The sequence below is a fragment of the Staphylococcus pseudoxylosus genome (genome assembly GCF_044794325.1).
GTDB lineage: Bacteria > Bacillota > Bacilli > Staphylococcales > Staphylococcaceae > Staphylococcus > Staphylococcus pseudoxylosus.
This window is the reverse complement of the sequence record NZ_CP085024.1, coordinates 1,839,281-1,866,090: the sequence shown is the minus strand read 5'-3', so window position 1 is coordinate 1,866,090 and position 26,810 is coordinate 1,839,281. Positions and strand designations below refer to the sequence as shown.

The following is a 26,810-nucleotide window of genomic DNA, read 5'->3' as shown; positions in this document are numbered from 1 at the left end:
AACTCATAAAGGAGATATTTAAATGACTAAATTAGCAGAAGCAATTGCAAACACAGTAGAAGCAGCAAAATCAGGTAATGGTGCAGATTTAGGTTCAAGTATTGTAGATATCGTATCAAGCGGTGCAAGCTTAGTAGGAAAATTATTCGGACTATAAGTCTTTTATAAATAAAAAATACAAATTAAAGGGGTAATTAATTATGGCAGGATTATTTGAAGCAATCAAAGAAACAGTACAAGCAGGTGTCGCAGGAGACGGCGCTAAATTAGGGACAAGCATCGTAAGCATCGTAGAAAATGGTGTAGGCTTAGTTTCAAAATTATTCGGATTCTAGTTTTTAATTTCAAATAAATTATACTAATAACTCATAAAGGAGAAATGTCAAATGACTAAATTAGCAGAAGCAATTGCAAACACAGTAGAAGCAGCAAAATCAGGTAGTGGTGCAGATTTAGGTTCAAGTATTGTAGATATCGTATCAAGCGGTGCAAGCTTAGTAGGAAAATTATTTGGACTATAAGTCTTTTATAAATAAAAAATATAAATTAAAGTGGTGATTAATTATGGCAGGACTATTTGAAGCAATCAAAGAAACAGTACAAGCAGGTGTTGCAGGAGACGGTGCTAAATTAGGAACAAGCATCGTAAGCATCGTAGAAAATGGTGTAGGCTTAGTTTCAAAATTATTTGGATTCTAGTTTACAAAATATATACAATGGTCAGGGTGATAACCTTGGCCATTTTTTTATGTGTAAAAAATGTGTATACTGAAATGGTTAAAGATAAATAGTGATGAATGGAGGAGAATTCAAATGACAATCAAAAATTTGCTGATAGATTTTGATGATACATTAGTAGATTTTCATGATGCTGAAGCCTACGCATTTGATAAACTGACAAAAAATTATAACTTAAAAACCAATAAAGCAGAGTTAGAAGTTTTTATGAAAGTTAACCAAGCACATTGGGATGCATTTCAAAAAAATGAGCTTACTAAAGATGAAGTGTTAAGTAAAAGATTTGAAGCGTACTTTAAGTTACATGATTTAGTAATAGATGGTGCAGAAGCAGATGATATATTTAGAGATGAGTTAGCTAATGCACCTATTAAACATTTTACAAATACGGTTGAAACACTAGATATACTAAAAGATAATTATGATTTGTATATAGTCACTAATGGTGTTTTAGAAACACAAGAACGTAGAATTGAGAAAACTAACATCGGTCATTGGTTTAAGGGTGTGTTTGTATCAGAACAAACAGGATATCAAAAACCAATGCCAGAATTTTTTGATTATGTATTTGATAAAATTGGCGAAGAAAAACGTGAAGAATCAATGATTATTGGTGATTCAGTGACTTCTGATATATTAGGAGGCAAAAATGCTGAAATAGTAACTTGTTGGTTTAACCCTCGAAAAAAGGTTAATGAGACAACAATAAGACCTGATTATACAATTTATGCATTAGATGAAATAGTAGCTCATATTCAATAAAAAAAGCGGGACAGAAATCATAAGTTTAAAAATTGATTTCATAGACCCGCTTTTTTATATTGCTTTGTATTTCAAAAAATTATAATGAGTTCACAGTCGATAATAGAGTAAATGCTTATTATAATAAATTTAAATTATTGATTTGGTGACCACACTAAAACATCATGGCCTTCTTTGTTTGCTTCTTCTAAATCGGTGAAACCATGTTTGATGAAAAATGGTTTTGATTGATTACGTGCAATTACTTTAATTGGTAATCCTTGATCCTTAGCAAAATCTAATAATGCTTTACCGTAACCTCGATTTTGGAAATCGCGTAAAACCTCTAATTTCCACAATACATTATAATCGTCGAAATTAGGGAAGTGTTTCTCTTCTACATCACCTTTACGATATAGTGCCATTCTTGCACCTAATCGATCACCGACATAAATACCATAAAATGGTGAATCTGAACTTGCATCAATCATCTCACCACGAAGTTCATCGACTAAATATAAATCACCATTTCCAAAGTTCCTAAAATCTTCGAATAATTCGTCAGTTCTGTAATTAATATCAAGACGCTTTACACTAGTCATCGCATCTTCCCCCTTTGTATTATTAAGTATTATTATACCTTATTTTATGACTTTTTTCACAAAAATGACTGCTTGAAACTCTATTTTGTTAATTTATTATCTTTTTTAAAACTATCTAAACATAAAAAAATTGAACAGTTGCAACATTAATGTTTAGGTATATTGAATAGTCTCTATTTTGAAAATTTGATATTTATAAGCCGCATAATTGTCAATATTGGATATAAACTTTATACTGATTAGGAATAGAGTAACATAAGGAGAATTACGCATGGATTGTATGACGACAAAACTCAATGAAAAAGATCAATTTATATCAAAACTAAAAAAAAGTGATTCAACGTTAAGGCAGTTTTATAACTTAGATGCCATGGATGAAAAGAGTTATGATGAACGTTTAACAGCTTCTAATAATGGTAGAGAAGTTGAATTAGCTAATATCATAAAAGAATATATGAGTGATTTATCTTTAACTGAACAACAAGAAAGAAATCTTGCATTATTAAGTGAAGGTGCGAAGGTGATTATTGGAGGGCAACAAGCCGGTTTGTTCGGTGGACCATTATATACTTTCCATAAAATCTTTTCTATTATTACATTAAGTGAGAAGTTATCGAATGAATATGATAAAAACGTGGTCCCTGTATTTTGGATTGCTGGGGAAGACCATGATTTTGATGAAGTTAACCATACTTATGCCTATAATACACAATATGCTAAATTGCAAAAAATAAAATATCATACAATGACACCTCCTGAAACTAGTGTTTCTAGGTATTATCCTGATAAAGCACAATTAAAAGAAAGTTTAGAACAGTTTTTTAAACAAATGACCGAAACAGTACACTCTAAACCATTATTAAAAATGTGTAATGACATTATTGAAGAGAATGACAGTTGGACAGATATGTTTAAAGCTTTGTTACATGAAGTATTTAAGTTTTATGGTTTGTTAATTATCGATGCAAATGATGCTAATTTAAGAAGTTTGGAACAACCATTTATAAAGCATATAATTGAACATCATAATGAAGTAGATGAAGCATTTAGAAAGACACAACAGCAAACCATAGAAAGTGGATTAGAACAAATGATCCAAACAGATACGAATGTCCATATATTCATGCATGATGACAATATGAGACAATTATTAACTTTTAAAGATGATAAATTTTATTTGAATAAATCAGATAAATATTTTTCAAAAGAGGAATTGTTAAAAATAGTAGATTCTGACCCGCAGCTCTTTTCAAATAATGTTGTTACTAGACCAGTTATGGAAGAGTGGTTGTTTAATACAGTTGCTTTTGTCGGAGGACCAAGTGAAATTAAATATTGGACTGAATTAAGTGGTGTATTTAAAACTTTAGATGTAACGATGCCGATTGTATTACCACGTTTACGTATTAGCTATTTATATGAGAGAACTGAAAAACTGATTCAACAATATCAATTGGATAAAAATTCAATTATCGAAAAAGGTATTGAAGATGACAAAGCGCAGTTTGTGCGTGCACAAGCTTCACAAGAGTTTATAAATCAAATAGAACGTTTGAAAGAACAACAAGATCAGTTATATCAAACATTGCAAGCTGAAGTAGCTGACAACAATGATAATAAACAATTATTGGATAAAAATAATGAAATACACCAGAAGCAATATGATTATTTGATTAAGAGATATTTATTAAATATTGAACGAGAAAATGAAATTAGCATTAAACATTTTAAAGAATTAAGTGAAGTGCTCCATCCAATGGGAGGATTACAAGAAAGAATCTGGAATCCACTACAAATTATGAATGATTTTGGGATGGATGTGTTCAATCCCTCCACCTATCCACCACATTCTTACACTTTTGATCATATTATCGTTAAACCATAGAGCCACAGGCTTTAGCTCGATTCATCAAAAAGATGAATCGGGCATTTTTTTATGTAAAACAATAAATTTTGGTGAATATTGTATAATTAGTGGAGGATAGTGGTGAGATGTGGTAAATTATATATATGAGAAGGTGAGGTGATTATAAATGTTCATGGGAGAATACGAACATCAGTTGGATACAAAAGGACGCATGATTGTTCCATCAAAATTTCGTTATGACTTAAATGAGCGTTTTATAATCACTCGTGGCCTTGATAAATGTTTGTTTGGTTATACTTTGGAAGAATGGCAAGTTATTGAAGAGAAAATGAAAACCTTACCAATGACTAAGAAAGATGCACGTAAATTTATGCGTATGTTCTTTTCTGGTGCTGTTGAAGTAGAGCTTGATAAACAAGGGCGTATTAACATTCCGCAGAATTTACGCCAATATGCAAACTTAAGTAAGGAATGTACAGTAATAGGTGTCTCAAATAGAATAGAAATTTGGGATAGAGAAACTTGGAATAGCTTCTATGATGAATCTGAAGATAGTTTTGAAGATATTGCTGAAGACTTAATTGACTTTGATTTTTAATATGGAGGCGTTATTTTGTTTCATCATGTCAGCGTAATGCTCAAAGAGACCATTGATTATTTAAATATAAAAGAAGATGGCGTGTATGTCGACTGTACATTAGGTGGAGCAGGTCATGCACTATATTTAATAAATCAACTGGGTGACAAAGGAAGACTGATAGCAATAGATCAAGATACTACGGCTATTGAAAATGCAAAAGAAGTTTTAAAAGATCATTTGCATAAAGTAACCTTTGTCCATAACAACTTTAGAAAATTAACTGAAATTTTAAATGATTTGAATATTGAAAAAGTTGATGGTATTTATTACGACTTAGGTGTCTCTAGCCCACAGCTAGACGTTCCTGAGCGTGGTTTTAGTTATCATCACGATGCGAAGTTGGATATGCGTATGGATCAATCCCAATCATTATCAGCCTATGAAGTCGTTAATGATTGGGAGTTTGAAAAATTAGTGAAAATTTTCCATCGATACGGCGAAGAGAAGTTTGCTAAACAAATTGCCCGACGCATTGAACAAAACAGGGAACAACAGCCAATCGAAACGACATTAGAACTTGTAGATGTCATAAAAGAAGGTATACCTGCCAAAGCAAGGCGAAAAGGTGGGCATCCAGCGAAAAGAATTTTCCAAGCAATTAGAATAGCGGTAAATGATGAATTATCATCATTTGAAGACTCATTAGAACAAGCGATAGATTTAGTAAAAGTAGATGGTAGAATTTCAGTCATAACCTTCCATTCGTTGGAAGATCGTTTATGCAAGCAAATGTTTCAAGAGTACGAAAAGGGGCCAGATGTACCAAGGGGATTGCCAGTCATACCCGAAGCATACACACCTAAATTGAAACGCGTTAACCGTAAACCTATTACCGCTACTGATGAAGATTTAGAAAATAATAATAGAGCGCGTAGTGCGAAGTTACGTGTTGCAGAAATATTAAAATAAGGAGTGAATGTTGAGTGGCAGTAGAAAAGATATATCAACCTTATAATGAACCAGAAACACAAATTCCTGAGTCGCAACCGTCGACCCAGCCCAAAACCGTAAAACGCAAAGTCGTAGTTAAAATTACAAAATTTGAGAAAATGTTATACATAGGACTTATAACAGTAATTGCATTGATAAGTATTTATATGCTATCTTTAAAAATGGATGCGTATGATACTCGAGGAAAAATTGCAGATTTAGATACAAAAATCGAAAAACAATCAAGTGAAAATAGCGCAATAGAATCTGAAATTAAAAAGAACTCTTCATATGAACGCATTTACGATAAGGCCAAAAACGAAGGAATGAGCCTTAAGAACGACAATGTAAAGGTAGTGCGTAATAATGGCGAAGCGAAAAATTAGATTAAAAAAACCCAAGTTTCTTATTAAACAAAGTAAAATAGGGGCAGTCCTACTCATTCTTGGATTCGGACTGCTCTTTTTTACGTTGGTTTTAAGATACTCATATATAATGTTAACTGGACATTCTTCAGGCGAAGATTTAATCATGAAGGCAAACGAAAAGTATTTAGTTAATAGCCAGCAACAACCTGAACGTGGAAAAATCTATGACCGAAATGGAAAAATTTTGGCAGAAGATGTAGAACGGTATAAAGTCGTTGCTATTGTTGATAAAAAAGCAAGTGAAGGTAGCGATAAGCCAAAACACGTTACAGATAAGAAAGAAACAGCTAAGAAATTAGCAACAGTTATTGATATGTCAGCAAAAGAAATTGAAGACAAATTAGATAATAAAAAAGCATTCCAAGTTGAATTTGGACAAAAAGGAACTGATTTAACATATCAAGAAAAAGAAAAGATTGAAAAAATGAAGTTACCTGGTGTAACACTTTATCCAGAGACTGAACGTTTTTATCCTAATGGAAACTTTGCATCACATCTAATTGGAATGGCTCAAAAAGATCCAGATAGCGGTGATTTAAAAGGCGCTATGGGCGTTGAGAAAATTTTTGATAGTTATTTATCAGGACAAAAAGGAGCATTATCTTATATCCATGATATTTGGGGCTATATTGCACCTAATACTAAGAAAGAAAAAACACCTCAACGTGGTGATGATGTACATTTAACACTAGATTCTAATATTCAAGTATTTGTTGAAGAAGCATTAGATGGCATGGTAGAACATTATAAACCGAAAGATTTATTCGCTGTGGTAATGGATGCACATACGGGTGAAATACTAGCGTTTAGTCAGCGACCTACATTTAATCCAGAAACAGGAAAAGATTTTGGTAAGAAATGGGCGAATGATTTATATCAAAACACGTATGAACCTGGTTCAACCTTTAAATCTTACGGTTTAGCAGCAGCTATTCAAGAAGGTAAGTTTGACCCAGATAAAAAATATACAGCTGAACCTAGAGAAGTCATGGGATCAAAAATTTCTGACTGGAACAAAGTCGGTTGGGGAGAAATTCCAATGTCACTAGGATTCACATATTCATCTAATACATTAATGATGCACCTGCAAGATTTAGTTGGCGCAGATAAAATGAAAGAGTGGTATGAGAAATTCGGTTTCGGCCAATCTACCAACGGCATGTTTGATGGTGAAGCTACTGGCGGTATCGCTTGGGATAATGAAGCGCAACAGAAAACTTCTTCATTCGGCCAATCTACCACGGTAACACCAGTGCAAATGCTTAAAGCGCAATCTGCCTTCTTTAACGGTGGCAATATGATTAAGCCTTGGTACGTTGATAACGTAACGAATCCTGTTAGCAAAGATACTTTTTATAAAGGTAAGAAAGAATATGATGGTAAACCTATAACGAAAGATACTGCTAAAAAAGTGCGTACAGAACTAGATAAAGTTGTAAATAGTGAGGATAGCCATGCTAAGAACTATCAGATTGATGGCTATGATGTTGCAGGTAAAACAGGTACAGCACAAGTTGCGGATCCAGACAACGGTGGTTATGCAGAAGGTGAAAACCCATATTTTGTTAGCTTTATAGGTGATGCACCCAAAGATGATCCTGAGGTAATCGTTTATGCTGGTATGAGTTTAGCCCAGAAAAATGACCAAGAAGCCTATGAAATGGGTGTCAGTAAAGCATTTAAACCTATTATGGAAAATACACTGAAATATCTAAATGTTGGAGATAAAAATTCTAAAGACAACTCAGATGTGAAATATAGTGAAGTTCCTAACGTTGAAGGACAAGAAACTCAAAAAGCGCAAGATAAAATAAATGGTAAGTCTTTAAAACCAATAGTTATTGGTAATGGAGAAAAAGTTACTAAGCAATCTGTGAGTGCTAATAAAGAAGTATTGCCTAACAGTAAAGTATTATTACTGACAGACGGTGATGTTACAATGCCTGATATGACAGGTTGGTCGAAAGAAGAGGTTGTCGCATTTGAGTTACTTACTAAGACTAAAGTAACAACAAAAGGTAGCGGATTTGTATCGAACCAATCAGTAACTAAAGGACAAAAAATAAGCAGCAAAGATAAAATTGAAGTAACGTTATCATCGGAAGATGTTAACGGTCAAAATTCAAAAACCGAATCTGATTCGAATAAAGACTCAGATGACCAAAAAGACGCTAAAGACAATAAGGATTCAAAAGATAAAGAAGAAAACAAAGACTCAGATGAAAATAAAGATTCAAAAGACAATGAATCATAGGCTGAGCTAGGTTGATTATTCTAAATGAGAGCTTTCATTAGCATTTAAAACCTATTATGTAATCAAATTTGAGGTGGAAATTAGAAGTAGGCTAATCATTGTGCGTTGCAATAAAGTAGCAACACTTTCAATTGATTAGCCACGAACCTCAATACATATGGCTAACCGACAAGCATAACGACTTAATCCAATTAAATAAAGGAGCACAATATGGTTTATTTACTCGCAATTATCGCACTGTTAATCACGTTTATATTAGTTCCAATGCTAATACCAACATTGAAACGAATGAAATTTGGACAAAGCATTAGAGAAGAAGGGCCACAGAGCCACATGAAGAAAACAGGTACACCTACAATGGGTGGATTAACTTTTCTGATTAGTATTATTGTAACTTCAATTTTAGCAATCATTTTTATGGATAATTCTAATCCTATAATCTTGTTATTATTTGTAACAATAGGTTTTGGTTTGATTGGATTTATTGATGATTACATCATCGTTGTAAAGAAAAACAATGAAGGTTTAACAAGTAAGCAAAAATTCTTAGCTCAAATAGGTATTGCAGTTATCTTCTTTATTTTAAGCCAAGTCTTTAACTTAACTGATTTTTCTACTGGAATTCATTTGCCTTTTACAAATATTGAAGTACCACTTTCAATTGCATATGTAATTTTCATAGTCTTTTGGCAAGTAGGATTTTCAAATGCAGTTAATTTAACAGATGGATTAGATGGACTAGCGACAGGATTATCTATCATTGGCTTTGTAATGTATGCAATTATGGCTTACTTACAAGGTGCAACATCTATCGGATTGTTCTGTGTTATTATGATTTTTGCATTGATTGGTTTCTTACCATTCAATTTAAATCCAGCTAAAGTCTTCATGGGAGACACAGGCAGTTTAGCTTTGGGTGGGATTTTTGCTACGATTTCTATTATGCTAAACCAAGAATTGTCACTGATTTTTATTGGTTTTGTATTTGTGGCAGAAACCTTATCCGTTATGATACAGGTAACTTCATTCAAATTGACCGGAAAACGTATTTTCAAAATGTCGCCGTTGCATCATCATTTCGAATTAATTGGTTGGAATGAGAAGAAAGTTACGACAGTATTCTGGACAGTAGGCTTGATTACAGGACTCATCGGTTTATGGATTGGAGTGAACTAAATTGCTGAAATATACAGAATTAGAAAATAAAAATGTATTAGTTATTGGATTAGCGAAAAGTGGTTATGAAGCTGCGAAATTATTAAAAAAACTTGGTGCAAATGTAATCGTCAATGACGGTAAAGATTTGAGTCAAGATGCACATGCAATAGATTTAGAAAATATGGGAATTACTGTAATTGGTGGAGAACACCCACTTTCCTTGTTAGATAGTAATCCTATTATTTTTAAAAATCCGGGTATTCCATATAATGTTCCGCTGATAGAAGCAGCAACTAAAAAAGGATTAAAAATATTAACAGAAGTAGAACTAAGTTATTTAATATCAGAAGCACCAATTATCGGTGTGACAGGTACAAATGGTAAAACAACAGTCACTTCATTAATTGGAGATATGTTTCAAAAAAGTAGGGTAACTGGTAAGCTATCAGGTAACATTGGTTATGTGGCTTCAAAAGTAGCGCAAGAAGTCACAACTGATGACTATTTGGTTACGGAGTTATCGTCTTTCCAATTACTTGGTATCGACAAGTATAAACCTCATATCGCTATAATTACGAATATATATTCAGCGCATCTTGACTATCATGAATCGCTAGAAAATTATCAAAATGCTAAGAAAAAAATATATATTAATCAAACTGAAAATGATTATTTAATTTGTAATTATCATCAACGTCACTTAATCGAATCTGAGTCATTGAAAGCAAAAACATATTATTTTTCAACACATCAAGAAGTAGACGGAATTTATGTTAAGGATGGTTACATCGTATTTAAAGGATTTAGAATCATTCATATAGATGATCTTGTACTACCTGGTGAACATAATTTGGAAAATATCCTTGCAGCAGTATTGGCTGCATTACTTTCTGGAGTTTCTGTTAAAGCAATTATTGATAGTTTGACATCATTCTCAGGTATTGAACACCGCTTACAATATATTGGAACGAATAAAACGAATAAGTACTACAATGATTCAAAAGCTACGAATACATTGGCTACACAATTTGCATTAAATTCATTTAAACAACCAATCATTTGGTTATGTGGTGGGCTAGATCGTGGCAATGACTTTGATGAACTTATTCCACATATGAAAAATGTAAGAGTTATGGTAACTTTCGGTGAGACAAAAGAAAAATTCGTGAAGTTAGGTGAAAGTCAAGGTAAGTACGTCATTACAGCTTCTGATGTACAAGATGCTGTAGATAAGATACAGTCTGTTATAGAACCTAATGACGTGGTATTATTATCGCCAGCATGTGCAAGTTGGGATCAGTACAATACTTTTGAAGAGCGTGGGAATAAATTTATTAAGAGTTTCCAAGCTAATTTACCTTCTTTTTAAAGGGTGTGATATTAAATGTCTGACAAAGTTAGTGAATTTGACTCTGATTACTTAAAAGAGAAACGAGCAAAAAGACGTAAAAGACAAAAGCAAATTCAATATTCAGTATTTGGTGTTTTATTATTTATAATTATTTTAATATTGATTTATATGTTTACACCTTTGAGTAAGATTAGTAGTGTAGAGATTAGCGGGAATGATAATACATCTAAGAATCAAATTAATAAAGCTATAAACGTAAAAGACAATTCGAGAATGTACACTTATAGCACCACGAATGCTCAAAACAAACTTGAAGAAAGTACACTTATTAAAAATGCAGAAGTAAAAAAACATTTTCCAAATAAGTTAACTGTGAAAGTGTCAGAAAAGCAAATTGTAGGTCTAACTAAAAAGAAAGATAAATATGTACCTGTTTTAGAAGACGGTACAGAGTTAGAAGATTATGATGGTAACGCTACTGATAATGGACCAATTCTTGAAGGATTTGAAAAAGATAAAAAAGAAAAGATTATACAAGCGCTTTCTGAAATGCCTGCAAAGGTGAGAGGGATGATAGCGGAAATTAAATTTGATCCTCAAGAAAATGCACAAAATCAAATCAAATTATTCACAACAGATGATATTCAAATTCTTGGCAATTTAAATACAATTGGTAAAAAAATGAAATACTATCCGCAAATGTCACAATCATTAGAACGTGATGAATCTGGAGAATTAAAAAAAGCGGGATATATTGATTTATCAGTAGGTGCATCGTTTATTCCATATAGTGGTGGTAGCACTACAAAATCTTCAAGTGACCAAAATGTGGATAAGGGTACAACAGAAGAAGATAAGGCAAAAGACGAGCTTCAAAGTGCATTAAATAAGATTAATGAGAAAACGGACAAAAATAATTAAAAAATTTCGACAAATACTTATCTTTATAGTTCACAAGCATCAAAACCTATTGTAAACTATTAATAGTGTGAATTAGAATAAGTTATTGTCAGGAGGTGCCTATCTATGGAAGAGCATTATTACGTAAGTATAGATATCGGTTCATCGAGCGTTAAAACGATAGTAGGCGAGAAATTTCACAACGGTATAAATGTGATAGGTACAGGACAGACCTACACAAGTGGGATTAAAAATGGTCTTATTGATGATTTCGATATTGCTAAACAAGCAATTAAAGATACAATCAAGAAAGCCTCTATTGCTTCAGGAGTAGATATTAAGGAAGTATTTTTAAAACTACCTATTATCGGAACAGAGGTATTTGATGAATCCAATGAAATAGAATTTTATGAAGATACAGAATTAGATGGTACACATATTGAAAGTGTACTTGAAAGTATTCGAGATAAAAATGACGTACCAGAAACTGAAATCATTAACGCTTTCCCAATTAAATTTATTGTTGATGGCGAGAATGAAGTTTCTGATCCAAAAGAATTGATTGCTAGACATAGTCTGAAAGTTGAAGCTGGCGTTATTGCAATACAGAAATCAATATTAATTAATATGATTAAATGTGTTGAATCATGTGGTGTGGATGTACTTGATGTATATTCAGATGCATATAACTATGGCTCAGTCCTTTCAGCTACTGAAAAAGAATTAGGCGCATGTGTAATCGATATAGGAGAAGATATCACGCAACTTGCATTTTACGAGCGTGGTGAATTAGTTGATGCAGATGCAATAGAAATGGCAGGTCGAGATATTACTGAAGATATAGCTACAGGCTTAAACACTTCATATGAGACTGCTGAAAAAATTAAACATCAATATGGACACGCTTTCTTTGACTCTGCTTCTGATCATGATGTGTTTACCGTTGAACAAGTCAATAGTGACGAAGAAGCGGAATTTACCCAAAAAGATTTAGCAGACATAATTGAAGCACGCGTCGAAGATATTTTCTTTAATGTGTTTGAAGTGTTACAAGAATTAGGACTTACAAAAGTAAATGGTGGTTTTGTAATCACAGGTGGTTCTGCAAACTTATTAGGAGTTAAGGAATTGCTTCAAGATATGGTGAGTGAGAAAGTGAGAATCCACACACCATCACAAATGGGAATTAGAAAACCTGAGTTCTCATCAGCAATTTCAACAATTTCTAGTAGCATTACTTTCGACGAATTACTAGATTATGTTACAATTAGTAATCATGATAGTGAAGAATTCGAGGAAGAAGTCATCGAATCTGATGAAAGAGACTATAGTACAAAATCAAGTGGATTTGATTGGTTTAAGAAAAAATCGAACAAACATGAAGAACCTCAAACGTCATCAACTGAGTCAAGAGAAGCAACTAATGCTGTTGAAGCAGAAGAAGAGCCAGAGGTGTACGATAACGAAGTAAACATCGATCATGATGAAGAACGTAAACCTCAAGACAAAGAAGAAGGTAAATTCAAAAAACTTATGAAATCTCTATTCGATTGATTGGCCATTAAAACTAGGAGGAAATATAAATGTTAGAATTTGAACAAGGATTTAATCATTTAGCGACGTTAAAAGTCATCGGTGTAGGGGGCGGCGGTAATAACGCTGTAAACCGTATGATTGACCATGGTATGAATAATGTTGAATTTATTTCAATTAATACGGATGGACAAGCTTTAAATTTATCAAAAGCTGAGTCTAAAATCCAAATTGGTGAAAAATTAACACGTGGTTTAGGTGCTGGTGCAAACCCTGAAATTGGTAAAAAAGCTGCTGAAGAGTCACGTGAACAAATAGAAGATGCTATCCAAGGCGCAGATATGGTATTCGTAACTGCTGGTATGGGTGGCGGTACTGGTACAGGTGCTGCTCCAGTTGTAGCAAAAATTGCTAAAGAAATGGGCGCATTAACAGTAGGCGTTGTAACACGTCCGTTTGGCTTTGAAGGTCGTAAACGTCAAACACAAGCTGCAGCAGGTGTTGAAGCAATGAAAGCTGCTGTTGATACATTAATCGTTATCCCTAATGATCGTTTATTAGACATTGTTGATAAATCAACACCAATGATGGAAGCGTTCAAAGAAGCAGATAACGTATTACGTCAAGGTGTTCAGGGTATCTCTGACTTAATCGCTGTATCTGGTGAAGTTAACTTAGACTTTGCAGACGTTAAAACAATTATGTCTAACCAAGGTTCAGCTTTAATGGGTATTGGTGTTTCCTCAGGTGAAAATCGTGCAGTAGAAGCTGCTAAAAAAGCAATTTCTTCACCATTATTAGAAACTTCTATTGTAGGTGCGCAAGGTGTACTTATGAATATTACAGGTGGAGAATCATTATCACTTTTCGAAGCGCAAGAAGCAGCTGATATCGTGCAAGATGCAGCAGATGAAGATGTGAATATGATTTTTGGTACAGTAATTAACCCAGAATTACAAGATGAAATCGTTGTAACAGTTATTGCAACTGGTTTTGAAGACAAACCTTCATCACAAGGTCGTAAAGCTTCGAACACTGGTTTTGGTAATAGTGCAACAAGTGGAAGTACTACTAAAGAAGACACAATTTCTTCAAGTTCAGTAGGTGCTTCACAAGCATCATCAGATAGTGCTAGTGAAGGTAGAGCCCACACAACTAACGAAGATGATATTCCAAGTTTCATCAGAAATAGAGAAGAAAGACGTTCAAGAAGAACTAGACGTTAGTCGCAACAATTTTTGTAGACTAAATTAAATAATAAAGTGTCATCAGGTCAGTAGATCTGATGACTTTTTTAAATTTAAGTAATAATAAAATGTTGCTTTTATATATCCTATGGAGGTTTGTGCTCATGCAAGAAAAATTTATTAAAAAGCATCATATATTAGACTATGAGGACGATTATTTAAAAAAAGTAAAATTGGGTATAACAACAAGAGAAGATGGTTTGAGTCCTTTCCCTCGAAACGCCTTTAATATGGCAAGATATATTGATGATAATCAACAGAGTATCACTCAACATCAAGAAATGCTCGCTGCTGAAATTGATTTTCCTAGAGAACAATGGGTTTTTCCAATTCAAACTCATGAAAATCGTGTTGTAGAAGTAACTGAACAAGATAGAGGTACTAATATTGATTCACTGACAGAACGCTTGCATGGTGTAGATGGTTTATACACATATGATGAAAATATTCTGCTTACAATGTGTTATGCTGATTGTGTACCTATTTACTTTTATAGTGAAAAACATCATTTTATAGGTCTTGCACATGCTGGTTGGAGAGGGACTGTTGGTCAAATCGTCATCGAAATGGTGTCACATATAGATTTTGAGTTATGTGATTTAAATGTTGTCATTGGACCAGCAACGTCGACTTCTTATGAAATTAACGATGATATAAAGTCTAAATTTGAAGCATTACCGATAGATAATAATCAATATATAAAAACTAGAGGTGCAGATAGACATGGTATTGATTTAAAACTTGCGAATGCATTATTGTTGGAAAATGCAGGCGTTCCTAGAGATAATATTTATATCACAGACTATGCGACATCTGAAGATTTATCATTATTCTTTTCTTACAGAGTAGAAAAAGGAAATACGGGTCGAATGTTAGCATTTATTGGTCAATAACGAAGAGGTGTATAGAATTGGACATACAATATAATTTAAAGTGTATAAGTGAACAAATACAAACACATTGTGAAAAGGGTAATATTTCAACAATGCCAAACGTGATTGCAGTGACAAAGTATGTTACAATAGACCGAGCTAATGATGCATATAATGCAGGAATTAGACATTTCGGTGAGAATCGTTTGGAAGGGTTTCAACAAAAGAAAGCAGCCCTACCCAAGGATGCCGTAATGCATTTTATAGGTTCTTTACAAACTAGAAAAGTTAAAGAAATTATCAATGAAGTTGATTATTTTCACGCATTAGATCGTTTGAAATTAGCAAAAGAAATTGATAAAAGAGCTGAACATAAAATTAAATGTTTTGTACAAGTGAATGTATCTGGTGAATCATCTAAACAAGGTGTTTCATTATCAGAGGTTAACACTTTTATTGAAGCGTTAAAGCAATATGAAAATATAGAAGTCGTTGGCCTTATGACGATGGCTCCTTTAACTGAAGATGAGCCATATATAAAAAGCTTGTTTCAATTATTGAAAACAAAAAGAGATGAAATTAAAGCGCTCAATTTAAATTATGCACCTTGTACTGAGCTATCTATGGGAATGAGTAATGATTATCATTTAGCCGTTGAAGCAGGTGCATCGTTTGTGAGAATTGGGACTAAACTTGTAGGAAAAGAGGAGTGAGCCCCGTGGCTTTAAAAGATTTATTTAATGGATTTTTCGTTGTAGAAGAGGAAGATGACGAATTAGAAGCGCCGCATGAAGAAGAACAAAATAGAAACCAAAACAAACAACAAGCACAGTCTCAAAGCAACTTTAATGAACAATCAAGCAATGGTTATACAGAAAAACCAAGATCAATACAGTCCGTTCCCAAGAAACAATCAACAAGATTACAGCAATCATCGGGAGAAAGGAAGTATCAAATGAATAACAGTTCATCTAAAAATAATACAAGGAACGTTGTGAATATGAATAATCAAGAACAAGATCAATTTGATTTTGCACAAGAAAGTTCTAAGATGTGTTTATTTGAACCCCGTGTTTTTTCAGATACACAAGATATTGCAGACGAACTTAAAAATCGTCGTGCTACATTAGTAAATTTACAACGCATTGATAAAGTTTCTGCTAAACGCATTATAGACTTTTTAAGTGGTACTGTTTATGCAATTGGCGGAGATATTCAACGAGTTGGATCAGATATATTCTTATGTACACCTGACAATGTTGAAGTTGCAGGAAGTATCACTGATCAAATAGAAAATATGGAATACCAAGGTGAATAGAGGTAAAAATAGATGGATATTGGTTTATTAGCAAACATATTTAATTTTATTTTATTCTTGGTTCAGATTTATTATTATGGGATGATTGTATACTTTGTTATGTCATGGATCCCAAATGCACGTGAAAATAAATTCGGTCAATTTTTAGCTAAGTTATATGAGCCGTTTTTAGAACAGTTCCGTAAAGTTATACCACCAATTGGGATGATTGACATTTCATCAATCGTTGCAATAGTAGTACTTGTACTATTCCGTAGTGGTTTAGCGAGCATATTTAATTTGATTTTAACTAAATTAATGTAACGGATTGTATAAAACTTAACGAACTAACATAAAATAAATGACAAGCACCTAACGTTAAATAACGAGAGGTGCTTTGTATTGTATTTGGAGTGATACACATCGATATTTACCAACATTTCAGAAAAGAAGAACATGATTTAATAGATCAACTTATTGATAAATGTAATCGTGCCAATAATCAATACGCGCCTGTATTGACAGCATTTCTTGACCCACGTGGTCAATATATAATGGAGGTTGTTGCAGGTAGCTTTGATGATTTGAACGTTACATTTTATGGTGGGCCTTACGCAGAAAGAAAAAGGGCTTTTATTGCGCCAAGTTACTTTGAACCAACTAAAGAAGAATTTGAAATTGTATTGATTGAAGTTGATTACCCACAAAAATTTGTAACACTACAACATCAACATATCTTAGGCACAATTATGTCGCTTGGAATTGAGAGAGAGCAGTTAGGTGACATTGTTGTATCAGATAAGATTCAATTTACTTTGACAAAGCAACTTGAATCTTATATTATATTAGAATTAAATAGAATCAAAGGTGCAACAGTTAAACTTAATTCTATTCCTATAAAAGATATGATACAATCAAAAGAGAATTGGCAATCATTTGATACAACAGTAAGTGGCTTAAGGTTAGATGTTGTATTAAAAGATATGATACGAAAATCTAGAACTATTGCAAAACAATTAATAGACAAAAAACGTGTTAAAGTAAATCATACAGTGATTGATGCCACAGACTTTCAACTTGATAGTGGTGACTTATTGTCAATACAAGGATTTGGTAGAGCTATGATTACTGACATAGGCAGTAAAACTAAAAAAGATAAAATTAGAATTTCTTACAAAACGTTATTCAAATAGTGGTATAATAAGCTATCATATAATTTGAGACTACGTCTTTAACGATTTGCACAATTTAGTAAATGATATATTATAAAAACATATTGTAGATAAAACACTATTTCTGTTATTTAACCAATGGAGAAAATAGTGTATTATAGAAGGAGGATATTTATGCCTTTTACACCAAATGAAATTAAGAATAAAACTTTTACAAATGCAAGAAATGGTTTTGAGCCTACTGAAGTTGAAAGTTATTTAGAACAACTTAGTAATGAAATTGAACGTTTGAAAGAGGATAAAGTGCAATTGGAAAAAGTGATTGAAGACAAAGAAAGTAATATTCAATCATATAAAGAGGTACATCAGTCTGTAAGTGATGCGTTAATACACGCCAAACAAGCAGGGGAAGAAACTAAGGCAGCTGCGACAAAAGATGCTGAAGCAACAGTTTCTAAAGCGAAAGCAGAAGCAGATAGAATTGTTAACGATGCAGTTGAAAAAGCACGTAGACTTTCTTTCCAAACTGAAGATATGAAACGTCAATCCAAAATTTTCAGATCACGTTTCCGTATGTTGGTTGAAGCACAATTAGATTTACTTAAAAATGAAGACTGGGATTATTTATTAAATTATGATCTTGATTCTGAACAAGTTACTGAAGAAAACATTAATCATTTAAACGATAATGAATTGACTGAAGAAGAAAAAGCTATGAAAGCTAGAGCAGAAGCAGATAATCATGCTAGTGCTAGCGACCAAACATCAGCTACTGATTCAGAAAATAAATAATTTTATATAACAGACGCGTTTGAAACATTAAACATATCGCAGCGAGTTAGGGATAGTGGGAGCCTTTCATATGTTAGTTTCTTATATCACTGTTATGTCATCAAAAAGTAATAAAGATAATGAGAGAACTCTAAGTTGAGTTAATCAGGGTGGTAACGCGGTATACATCGTCCCTGTTAATTGAACTTAGAGTTCTTTTTATTATTTCAAATGAATAAAGTATGAAAATCGGAACGAGGAGTGTATAGAAATGGACTATAAAGATACATTATTAATGCCAAAAACAGATTTCCCAATGCGTGGTGGTTTGCCAAATAAAGAGCCTAAGATACAAGAAGAATGGGATGAAAAAAACATCTATCAAAAAGTATTAGATAAAAACGAAGGAAATCCTTCATACATTCTACATGATGGCCCGCCATATGCGAATGGAAACTTACACATGGGACATGCGTTAAATAAAATTTTAAAAGATATCATCACACGTTATAAATCAATGCGTGGGTACTATACGCCATACGTGCCAGGTTGGGATACACATGGTTTGCCAATCGAACAAGCGTTAACTAAAAAAGGTGTTAAACGTAAAGAATTGTCAGTAGCAGAATTCAGAAAAAAATGTGAAGCATTTGCATTAGAACAAATTGAAAATCAGAAAAAAGATTTCAAGCGTTTAGGTATTAAAGGCGATTTTAATGACCCTTATATTACTTTAAAACCAGAATATGAAGCAGCTCAAATTCGTTTATTTGGAGAAATGGCAGATAAAGGTTTAATCTATAAAGGTAAAAAACCAGTATATTGGTCACCATCAAGTGAATCTTCATTAGCAGAAGCGGAAATTGAATATCAAGATAAACGTTCGCCATCTATTTATGTAGCATTTGATGTTAAAGATGGTAAAGGTATTGTCGATCCAGATGCAAAATTTATTATCTGGACTACAACGCCATGGACATTACCATCAAATGTGGCGATTACGGTGCATCCTGATTTAACTTATGGTCAATACAATGTAAATGGTCAAAAATATATCATTGGTAAAGATTTAGCGAGTGATGTTGTAGAAGCCTTAGGATGGGACGAAGATACTTTAGTATTAGAAAAAGAATTTAAAGGTAAAGAGTTAGAATATGTTGAAGCACAACACCCATTCTTTGAGCGTGAGTCATTAGTCATTAATGGTTTACATGTCACTACTGATGCGGGTACTGGATGTGTACACACTGCACCTGGACATGGTGAAGATGACTATATTGTTGGTCAAAAATATAATTTACCTGTGATTAGCCCAGTAGATGATAAAGGTGTATTCACTGATGAAGCTGGTCAATTTGAAGGCATGTTTTATGATAAAGCGAATAAAGCAATCACAGACCTACTAAAAGAAAATGGTGCATTACTACATTTAGAATTTATTACACATAGTTACCCTCATGACTGGCGTACGAAAAAACCAGTTATCTTTAGAGCGACACCACAATGGTTTGCATCTATAGATAAAGTACGTCAAGATATTTTAGATGCTATCGATGAGACACAATTCAAAGTGGACTGGGGTAAAACACGTATCTATAACATGATTCGTGACCGTGGCGAATGGGTAATTTCACGTCAACGTGTATGGGGAGTACCATTACCAGTATTTTATGCTGAAAATGGTGACATTATCATGACGTCAGAAACAGTGAACCATGTTGCTGATTTATTTGAAGCAAATGGCTCAAACATCTGGTTTGAGCGTGATGCGAAAGACTTACTACCTGAAGGCTTTACACATCCAAGTAGCCCTAATGGTGAATTTACAAAAGAAACTGATATCATGGATGTTTGGTTTGACTCAGGTTCATCACACCGTGGTGTGTTAGAGGCACGTCCGGAATTATCATACCCAGCTGATTTGTATCTTGAAGGTAGTGACCAATACCGTGGTTGGTTCAACTCATCAATTACGACTTCGGTGGCTACTAGAGGCCAATCTCCATATAAAATGTTATTATCACATGGTTTTGTCATGGATGGAGAAGGTAAGAAAATGAGTAAATCATTAGGCAATGTGATTGTGCCAGATCAAATTGTGAAACAAAAAGGTGCAGATATTGCACGTCTATGGGTAAGTAGTGTGGATTATCTAGCAGACGTACGTATTTCAGATGAAATCTTAAAACAAACTTCTGACGTTTACAGAAAAATTAGAAATACTTTAAGATTTATGTTAGGTAACGTAAATGATTATAATCCTGCTACAGATGCAATCGCTGAAGATAATTTATTAGAAGTGGATAAATATTTATTGAACAGATTACGTGAGTTTACTGCGAATACGTTAGACCACTATGATAACTATGATTATTTAGATATCTTCCAAGAAGTTCAAAACTTTATTAATGTAGAACTGAGTAACTTCTATTTAGATTATGGTAAAGATATTCTTTATATTGAAGAGCGTGATTCTCATAAACGTCGTAGTATGCAAACAGTTTTATATCAAATCGTAGTTGATATGACGAAGTTATTAGCGCCTATCTTAGTGCATACATCTGAAGAGGTTTGGTCACATATTCCTCATGTTGAGGAAGAAAGTGTACACCTAACGAATATGCCAGAACGTGTTGAAGTAGACCGTGAATTTGTAGATAGATGGAATACATTTATGAAATTACGTGATGATGTTAACCGTGCATTAGAAGTTGCGCGTAACGAAAAAGTAATTGGTAAATCATTAGAAGCTAAAGTTGTGATTGGAAGCAATGATAACTTTGACGCGACATCATTCTTACAACAATTTGCTGATTTACAACAATTATTTATTACTTCTCAAGCAGAAGTAGTCGATCATGTGGAAGATGGCATACCATATCAATATGGAGATATTCGTATTGAGCATGCACATGGTGAAAAATGTGAGCGTTGCTGGAATTACAGTGAATCATTAGGTTCTGTAGGTGAACTAAATAACTTGTGTCCGCGTTGTCAAGAAGTTGTCAAAACACTAGTATAATTGAGACACTAGTTGTTATTAATTGAATATATTGATTTGGATGAGGCTGGGGCATAATTAAGTGTCTTAGCCTCATCTTTGCTAGAGTGGGATGATACTAAAACTTGTGTTATAAAATATAAAGTCATTACCGCTCAATATTTTCGATTCCTTTCCTTTATTTTTGATGGCGTACATTGATAATAGAACAGGACAAACTAATTTAGAAGAACTTAAGTAAAACTTGATTTTAGAAGGGTGTTTTTTTATGTTTCATAACCAAAGTGCACATTTTGTAAATGGCATAACATTAAATGTAAGAGATAAAGAAGCTATGAAACAATTTTATGAACATATCTTAGGGCTTAATGTAGTCAATGAATCATATTCGATTGTCCATTATGAAATTGGTAATTCAAATCATTTTCTAACCTTAAAGCAAATCAATTATGGTAGAGAACCATTAACTTCGGAAGCCGGATTATTTCATTTAGCAATTAGATTACCATCGAAAAGAGATTTGGCGGATTTGCTCGTTCAATTGAGTGAGTATGAATTACCTATAAATGGTGGAGAGCATGATATTACAACGTCATTATTTCTAGATGATCCTGAAGGCAATGGCTTAGAATTTTATGTAGATCATCCTATTGAAGATTGGGCATTTGAAGATGACAAGGTTGTTTTAGAAACACAACCAATCAATGTTGCTAATTTATTAACTTATGTTTCAAATGAAAAATGGCAAGGCATGCCTGATGAAACAATAATTGGATATGTTAATCTTAAAACGATAGAGTTAAAGCGTGTGATTTCGTACTATAAAAATTTCTTTGGTTTAGAAGCCTCTTCCTTAGAAACAAACACAGCATTGTATTTATCTTCTAATGGTTATCACCAACATATAGTAGTTAATAATTGGTTTTCTCGAATTAAGCGTATTGAAAACGATAAAACTTATGGATTGGCGTGTGTAGATTATCACTATCCTGAGACGACTCACAAGCATATTACAGGACCAGATGGTATACTGTTTCGTTTTAATTTTTATAAAGTAGTGTAATTAATGTGAAGCAAAGACAAAACTATTTTACTATGATATTAGAAAATTATTAAATCAATGTTATGTAAAAATATAGCATTAAATCAATGGTTGATTATGAATTATTAAGTTTTATATATATAATCAAACTGTAACTTTTTTTATAAGTTTGATTAGGATATAATGAAAGATGTTGTAAAAGCGACTCAGCGCAGAATAGGAGGTACAGGCATGAAACGTCAGTACTATATTAGTATTTCTTTATTCATAACAATCGTTATATTATTATTAGATCAAATCACAAAATTTATTGTTGCCAGTTCTATGAGAGTTGGAGATTCTTTTAACGTAATTCCTAATTTTTTAAATATAACTTCTCACCGAAATAATGGTGCAGCTTGGGGTATATTGAGTGGGAAAATGAGTTTTTTCTATATTATTACAATTATAATTCTTGTTGTATTAATTATTTTTTACATTAAAGAAGCAAAACAGCATTTATTAATGCAAGTAGCTATTAGTTTATTATTTGCAGGAGCATTAGGTAATTTTATTGATCGTGTGTTACATGGAGAAGTTGTAGATTTTGTTGATACAAATATTTTTGGTTATAATTTCCCGATATTTAATGTAGCAGATTCTAGTTTGACCATAGGCGTGTTGTTAATAGTAATCGCTTTGTTAACAGATATGAAAAAAGAAGAATAGGAGAGATATCGTATGGAAATACATGAGTATAAGATAGAAGACCAGAACGATACAGGCCAACGTATTGATAAGTTATTACCTGAATATAATTCAGATTGGTCACGCACTCAAATCCAAGATTGGATAAAAGAGAATCTTGTAAAAGTTAATGATAAAGTTATTAAGTCTAACTACAAGACAAAGTTAAATGACCATATAGTTGTGACTGAAAAAGAAATTGTAGAAGCGGATATTCAACCAGAAAATTTAAATTTAGATATTTTTTATGAAGATGATGATGTAGCTATAGTATATAAACCTAAAGGAATGGTAGTTCACCCATCAGCAGGTCATTACACAGGTACTTTAGTTAATGGTCTTATGTATCAAATGAAGAATTTATCAGGGATTAATGGTGAAATTCGTCCAGGTATTGTACACCGTATCGATAAAGATACATCTGGATTATTAATGGTTGCTAAAAATGATATAGCACATCGTAGTTTAGTAGACCAATTAGTTAATAAGACAGTTACTCGTAAATATGTCGCATTGGTTCATGGTAATATCCCACATGATTATGGCACAATTGATGCACCAATTGGCAGAAATAAGAACGATCGTCAGTCTATGGATGTTGTAGATGATGGTAAAGATGCGATTACACATTTTAATGTATTAGAGCATTTTGATAAATATACTTTAATCGAGTGTATTCTAGAAACCGGACGTACACACCAAATTCGTGTGCATATGAAATATATTGGTTTCCCATTAGTTGGTGATCCAAAATATGGACCGAAAAAAACGATGGATTTAGGTGGCCAAGCATTACATGCTGGTGTAATAGGATTTGAACATCCAATTACACATGAAAATATTGAAAAATCAGCCGCATTACCAGATGATTTTGAACAATTATTAACTGAATTACGTAGAAGCGAAAAGTAATTATAAGAATTTGGATATAAATATACCCGACTAAAGAATAAACGTCAATTTCTATTGAGAGTATATAGAAATTGACGTTTTCTTTGTCTATATGAAGTATATGGTCTTAAGAATTTTATTGCTCTTTTTTGATGAATTGAAGTAACAATTACTATAGGATAGTTGTTATTTTCATGTTTACCGACTTGCAAGGTAATATGATTCATGGTATTATGATAACAGTTTAATAAAGAGCGAACGTCTTTAATTGAGAGTCCAGAGAGGCTCCGAAGACATGTTATTTAATAAAAAGATTATAAACTTACTGTTTGTTCATAAGAATGAAGCAACACTGTTGTAGTTATAGTTTCTTAACGCAATAGGAGCCATAGTATTATTTTTTAACTATGGAAGAGAAAGCATCTCATGTTATTGAGTGATGTCTCTTGAAGTTTGTAGACTTTTTAACTAAACCTCATGTCTAATAAAGACATGAGGTTTTCTTTATATCATCACTTAATTTAAGGCAGGTGTTTAAAATGTCAGAACGCGTTATTATGGATGAGGCAGCAATACAAAGAACAGTCACACGTATTGCACATGAAATTTTAGAATATAACAAAGGTACTGATAATTTAATCTTATTAGGCATTAAGACACGTGGTGCATTTTTAGCGAGACGTATACAACAAAAGATCGAACAAATAGAAGAGATAGCTGTACCAACTGGAACAATAGATATTACGCAATTCAGAGATGATTTAGAACAAACAATAAATCAAGTTGATGATAAAGCGTATGAAATAGATGTTAATATCACAAATCAAGTTGTTGTTATTATCGATGATGTTTTATACACAGGTCGAACAGTGCGAGCTTCATTAGACGCTATTCTACAGTACGCGAGGCCCAAAAAAATTGGCTTAGCTACTTTAGTAGACAGAGGTCATAGAGAATTACCGATTCGCGCAGATTTCGTAGGAAAAAATATTCCTACAGCAAAAGAAGAAGATGTATCAGTATTTCTACAAGAAATAGATGATAGAAATGCAGTTGTAATTGAATAGCACCTTTTAATTCAGTACGAGAGACTGAAAAAGGGAAGAGGTAAAAGCCACTATAAAAATTACTGTTTGAACGGGATATTTATAGACTTTTAGAAAAATAAGCTACGTGCTTAAAACAAACACCTCTTCATATTATCTTGATTATATTATATTGAGTTATCGTTTTAACTTACGAATAACGCTTAGTTTTCTATAATCAAAACAGATAATATATACTTTTTAGTCTCTTTACATGAATTCAATGTAAAGAGATTTTTTTATGAGAGGAAGCATAAACATGGAAAATGAAACAATGTTTGAACGAACAGTCAAACCAGTATTAGATGTAGGTGATAGACCTAAAATTGGACAATGGGCATTCTTGAGTACGCAACATTTATTTGCAATGTTTGGCTCCACAGTACTTGTGCCATTTTTAACTGGATTACCAATATCATCGGCACTTTTAGCATCAGGCATCGGTACATTGTTATATATCTTAATTACTAAAGCAAAAATACCTGCTTATCTTGGATCAAGCTTTGCCTTTATAACACCGATCATTACAGGGCTAAACTCACATAGCTTAGGCGACATGCTTGTGGCGCTTTTTATGAGTGGTGTCATGTATGTTCTGATTGGTTTAGCGATTAAAATTAGTGGGACAAATTGGTTAATGAACTTATTGCCACCAGTAGTTGTTGGCCCGGTTATTATGGTTATCGGCTTAAGTTTAGCACCAACTGCTGTCAATATGGCAATGTTTGAGAACTCGGGAGATATGAAAGGTTATAACTTAAGTTATTTAGCAGTAGCAATGATTACATTACTGGTAACGATTATAGTGCAAGGTTACTTTAAAGGTTTCTTATCTTTAATTCCGGTACTTATCGGCATAGTAACTGGCTATATTGTTTCAATTGCTATGGGATTAGTAAACTTTGCGCCCATTGCCGAGGCCAAATGGTTACAATTTCCAGAAGTATACTTACCATTTAAAGATTACACACCTTCATTTCACTTAGGGTTAGTATTGGTATTAATCCCCATTGTGTTTGTGACTGTTAGTGAACATATTGGACATCAAATGGTAATAAACAAAATAGTAGGACGCAACTTTTTTAAAGATCCTGGTTTAGATAAGTCCATCATCGGTGATGGTGTATCAACGATGTTTGCGAGCATCATTGGTGGCCCTCCAAGTACAACTTATGGAGAAAATATTGGTGTACTAGCAATTACTAAAATATATAGTGTATATGTTATTGGTGGCGCTGCAACAATTGCAATTATTTTAGGATTTGTTGGGAAATTCACCGCACTGGTTTCATCCATACCAACACCAGTAATGGGTGGGGTATCCATTTTACTCTTTGGTATTATCGCCGCTAGTGGATTGAGGATGCTAGTCGAAAGTGAAGTGGATTTCGCTAGTAACAGAAATTTGGTTATTGCTTCTGTCATTTTAGTCATAGGAATAGGGAACCTTGTATTTAATTTAAACGGACTAGGTATTAATTTAGAAATTGAAGGCATGGCATTAGCTGCTTTAGCAGGCATAACACTGAATTTGATTTTACCGAAAGAAACACCAGTAGATTAA

At 33.1% G+C, this 26,810-nt stretch carries 28 protein-coding genes; 27 read left to right on the top strand and 1 reads right to left on the bottom strand.

The features are described from left to right. Nucleotides 1-22 precede the first annotated feature (22 nt). The 5 genes from LG295_RS08870 (at nucleotide 23) to LG295_RS08850 (ending at nucleotide 1,500) form a co-directional block, all read left to right on the top strand. Nucleotides 23-157 carry a beta-class phenol-soluble modulin gene (locus LG295_RS08870; RefSeq protein ID WP_017724203.1) on the top strand — a complete coding sequence of 45 codons (135 nt, stop codon included), beginning with the start codon at nucleotides 23-25 and terminating at the stop codon, nucleotides 155-157. 43 nt (nucleotides 158-200) lie between these two features. Beyond that, the gene (locus LG295_RS08865; protein WP_107531955.1) at nucleotides 201-335 is read left to right on the top strand and encodes a beta-class phenol-soluble modulin; all 135 of its coding nucleotides are present in this window, start codon (nucleotides 201-203) and stop codon (nucleotides 333-335) included. A 51-nt stretch (nucleotides 336-386) separates the two neighbouring features. Beyond that, entirely contained in the window at nucleotides 387-521 is a 135-nt protein-coding gene (locus LG295_RS08860) for a beta-class phenol-soluble modulin (RefSeq protein ID WP_037556990.1), read from the top strand. A 43-nt stretch (nucleotides 522-564) separates the two neighbouring features. Continuing rightward, entirely contained in the window at nucleotides 565-699 is a 135-nt protein-coding gene (locus LG295_RS08855; protein ID WP_107531955.1) for a beta-class phenol-soluble modulin, read from the top strand. A gap of 114 nt (nucleotides 700-813) precedes the next feature. After that, nucleotides 814-1,500: a YjjG family noncanonical pyrimidine nucleotidase gene (locus LG295_RS08850; RefSeq protein ID WP_107531956.1), complete on the top strand. Its 687-nt coding sequence runs from the start codon at nucleotides 814-816 to the stop codon at nucleotides 1,498-1,500. Nucleotides 1,501-1,634: 134 nt separating this feature from the next. On the opposite strand, the gene LG295_RS08845 is transcribed toward LG295_RS08850, so the two are convergent. Continuing rightward, nucleotides 1,635-2,081 (bottom strand): N-acetyltransferase, encoded by a 447-nt coding sequence (locus LG295_RS08845; RefSeq protein ID WP_107558087.1) that lies wholly within the window; start codon nucleotides 2,079-2,081, stop codon nucleotides 1,635-1,637. A gap of 271 nt (nucleotides 2,082-2,352) precedes the next feature. Here LG295_RS08845 and bshC point away from each other — a divergent pair, with 271 nt between their 5' ends. The 22 genes from bshC to LG295_RS08735 all read left to right on the top strand — a co-directional run bounded on the left by bshC (nucleotide 2,353) and on the right by LG295_RS08735 (nucleotide 26,810). Further along, nucleotides 2,353-3,966, top strand: a complete 1,614-nt coding sequence (gene bshC, locus LG295_RS08840) for a bacillithiol biosynthesis cysteine-adding enzyme BshC (protein ID WP_326020120.1) — start codon at nucleotides 2,353-2,355, stop codon at nucleotides 3,964-3,966. A 148-nt stretch (nucleotides 3,967-4,114) separates the two neighbouring features. Further along, nucleotides 4,115-4,546 (top strand): division/cell wall cluster transcriptional repressor MraZ, encoded by a 432-nt coding sequence (mraZ, locus tag LG295_RS08835; RefSeq protein ID WP_017724208.1) that lies wholly within the window; start codon nucleotides 4,115-4,117, stop codon nucleotides 4,544-4,546. A 15-nt stretch (nucleotides 4,547-4,561) separates the two neighbouring features. After that, a complete protein-coding gene (gene rsmH, locus LG295_RS08830; protein WP_107531865.1) occupies nucleotides 4,562-5,497 on the top strand; it encodes a 16S rRNA (cytosine(1402)-N(4))-methyltransferase RsmH in 936 nt (311 codons plus the stop codon). 14 nt (nucleotides 5,498-5,511) lie between these two features. Continuing rightward, complete coding sequence (ftsL, locus tag LG295_RS08825) at nucleotides 5,512-5,904, top strand: cell division protein FtsL (RefSeq protein ID WP_107531864.1); 393 nt, start codon at nucleotides 5,512-5,514, stop codon at nucleotides 5,902-5,904. Then, entirely contained in the window at nucleotides 5,885-8,200 is a 2,316-nt protein-coding gene (locus tag LG295_RS08820; protein WP_325998973.1) for a penicillin-binding protein, read from the top strand. The genes ftsL and LG295_RS08820 overlap by 20 nt, the downstream gene beginning before the upstream one ends. 210 nt (nucleotides 8,201-8,410) lie before the next feature. Beyond that, a complete protein-coding gene (gene mraY, locus LG295_RS08815) occupies nucleotides 8,411-9,376 on the top strand; it encodes a phospho-N-acetylmuramoyl-pentapeptide-transferase (protein ID WP_107531862.1) in 966 nt (321 codons plus the stop codon). 1 nt (nucleotide 9,377) lies between these two features. Continuing rightward, complete coding sequence (gene murD, locus LG295_RS08810) at nucleotides 9,378-10,727, top strand: UDP-N-acetylmuramoyl-L-alanine--D-glutamate ligase (protein WP_107531861.1); 1,350 nt, start codon at nucleotides 9,378-9,380, stop codon at nucleotides 10,725-10,727. Between the two features lie 15 nt (nucleotides 10,728-10,742). After that, complete coding sequence (locus LG295_RS08805) at nucleotides 10,743-11,630, top strand: FtsQ-type POTRA domain-containing protein (protein ID WP_318832953.1); 888 nt, start codon at nucleotides 10,743-10,745, stop codon at nucleotides 11,628-11,630. 105 nt (nucleotides 11,631-11,735) lie between these two features. After that, nucleotides 11,736-13,163: a cell division protein FtsA gene (ftsA, locus tag LG295_RS08800; protein ID WP_107531705.1), complete on the top strand. Its 1,428-nt coding sequence runs from the start codon at nucleotides 11,736-11,738 to the stop codon at nucleotides 13,161-13,163. Nucleotides 13,164-13,192: 29 nt separating this feature from the next. Further along, complete coding sequence (gene ftsZ / locus LG295_RS08795) at nucleotides 13,193-14,368, top strand: cell division protein FtsZ (protein WP_107531704.1); 1,176 nt, start codon at nucleotides 13,193-13,195, stop codon at nucleotides 14,366-14,368. A gap of 125 nt (nucleotides 14,369-14,493) precedes the next feature. Then, nucleotides 14,494-15,282 (top strand): peptidoglycan editing factor PgeF, encoded by a 789-nt coding sequence (pgeF, locus tag LG295_RS08790; RefSeq protein WP_107531703.1) that lies wholly within the window; start codon nucleotides 14,494-14,496, stop codon nucleotides 15,280-15,282. A 17-nt stretch (nucleotides 15,283-15,299) separates the two neighbouring features. Further along, the gene (locus tag LG295_RS08785) at nucleotides 15,300-15,974 is read left to right on the top strand and encodes a YggS family pyridoxal phosphate-dependent enzyme (RefSeq protein ID WP_107531702.1); all 675 of its coding nucleotides are present in this window, start codon (nucleotides 15,300-15,302) and stop codon (nucleotides 15,972-15,974) included. A 5-nt stretch (nucleotides 15,975-15,979) separates the two neighbouring features. After that, complete coding sequence (locus LG295_RS08780) at nucleotides 15,980-16,579, top strand: cell division protein SepF (RefSeq protein WP_107531701.1); 600 nt, start codon at nucleotides 15,980-15,982, stop codon at nucleotides 16,577-16,579. 12 nt (nucleotides 16,580-16,591) lie between these two features. Beyond that, on the top strand, nucleotides 16,592-16,882 hold the full coding sequence (locus tag LG295_RS08775; RefSeq protein WP_017724220.1) for a YggT family protein: 291 nt from the start codon (nucleotides 16,592-16,594) through the stop codon (nucleotides 16,880-16,882). Between the two features lie 89 nt (nucleotides 16,883-16,971). After that, the gene (locus tag LG295_RS08770; RefSeq protein ID WP_107531700.1) at nucleotides 16,972-17,751 is read left to right on the top strand and encodes an RNA-binding protein; all 780 of its coding nucleotides are present in this window, start codon (nucleotides 16,972-16,974) and stop codon (nucleotides 17,749-17,751) included. Between the two features lie 153 nt (nucleotides 17,752-17,904). After that, complete coding sequence (locus LG295_RS08765; protein WP_107531699.1) at nucleotides 17,905-18,522, top strand: DivIVA domain-containing protein; 618 nt, start codon at nucleotides 17,905-17,907, stop codon at nucleotides 18,520-18,522. 250 nt (nucleotides 18,523-18,772) lie between these two features. Next, a complete protein-coding gene (ileS, locus tag LG295_RS08760) occupies nucleotides 18,773-21,523 on the top strand; it encodes an isoleucine--tRNA ligase (protein WP_325998976.1) in 2,751 nt (916 codons plus the stop codon). A 247-nt stretch (nucleotides 21,524-21,770) separates the two neighbouring features. Further along, a complete protein-coding gene (locus LG295_RS08755; protein ID WP_318832952.1) occupies nucleotides 21,771-22,565 on the top strand; it encodes a VOC family protein in 795 nt (264 codons plus the stop codon). A gap of 210 nt (nucleotides 22,566-22,775) precedes the next feature. Beyond that, entirely contained in the window at nucleotides 22,776-23,252 is a 477-nt protein-coding gene (gene lspA, locus LG295_RS08750; protein ID WP_017724225.1) for a signal peptidase II, read from the top strand. 12 nt (nucleotides 23,253-23,264) lie between these two features. Next, on the top strand, nucleotides 23,265-24,182 hold the full coding sequence (locus LG295_RS08745; RefSeq protein WP_107558077.1) for an RluA family pseudouridine synthase: 918 nt from the start codon (nucleotides 23,265-23,267) through the stop codon (nucleotides 24,180-24,182). 518 nt (nucleotides 24,183-24,700) lie between these two features. Next, entirely contained in the window at nucleotides 24,701-25,228 is a 528-nt protein-coding gene (gene pyrR, locus LG295_RS08740) for a bifunctional pyr operon transcriptional regulator/uracil phosphoribosyltransferase PyrR (RefSeq protein WP_107531325.1), read from the top strand. Nucleotides 25,229-25,505: 277 nt separating this feature from the next. Further along, on the top strand, nucleotides 25,506-26,810 hold the full coding sequence (locus LG295_RS08735) for a solute carrier family 23 protein (protein ID WP_318832950.1): 1,305 nt from the start codon (nucleotides 25,506-25,508) through the stop codon (nucleotides 26,808-26,810).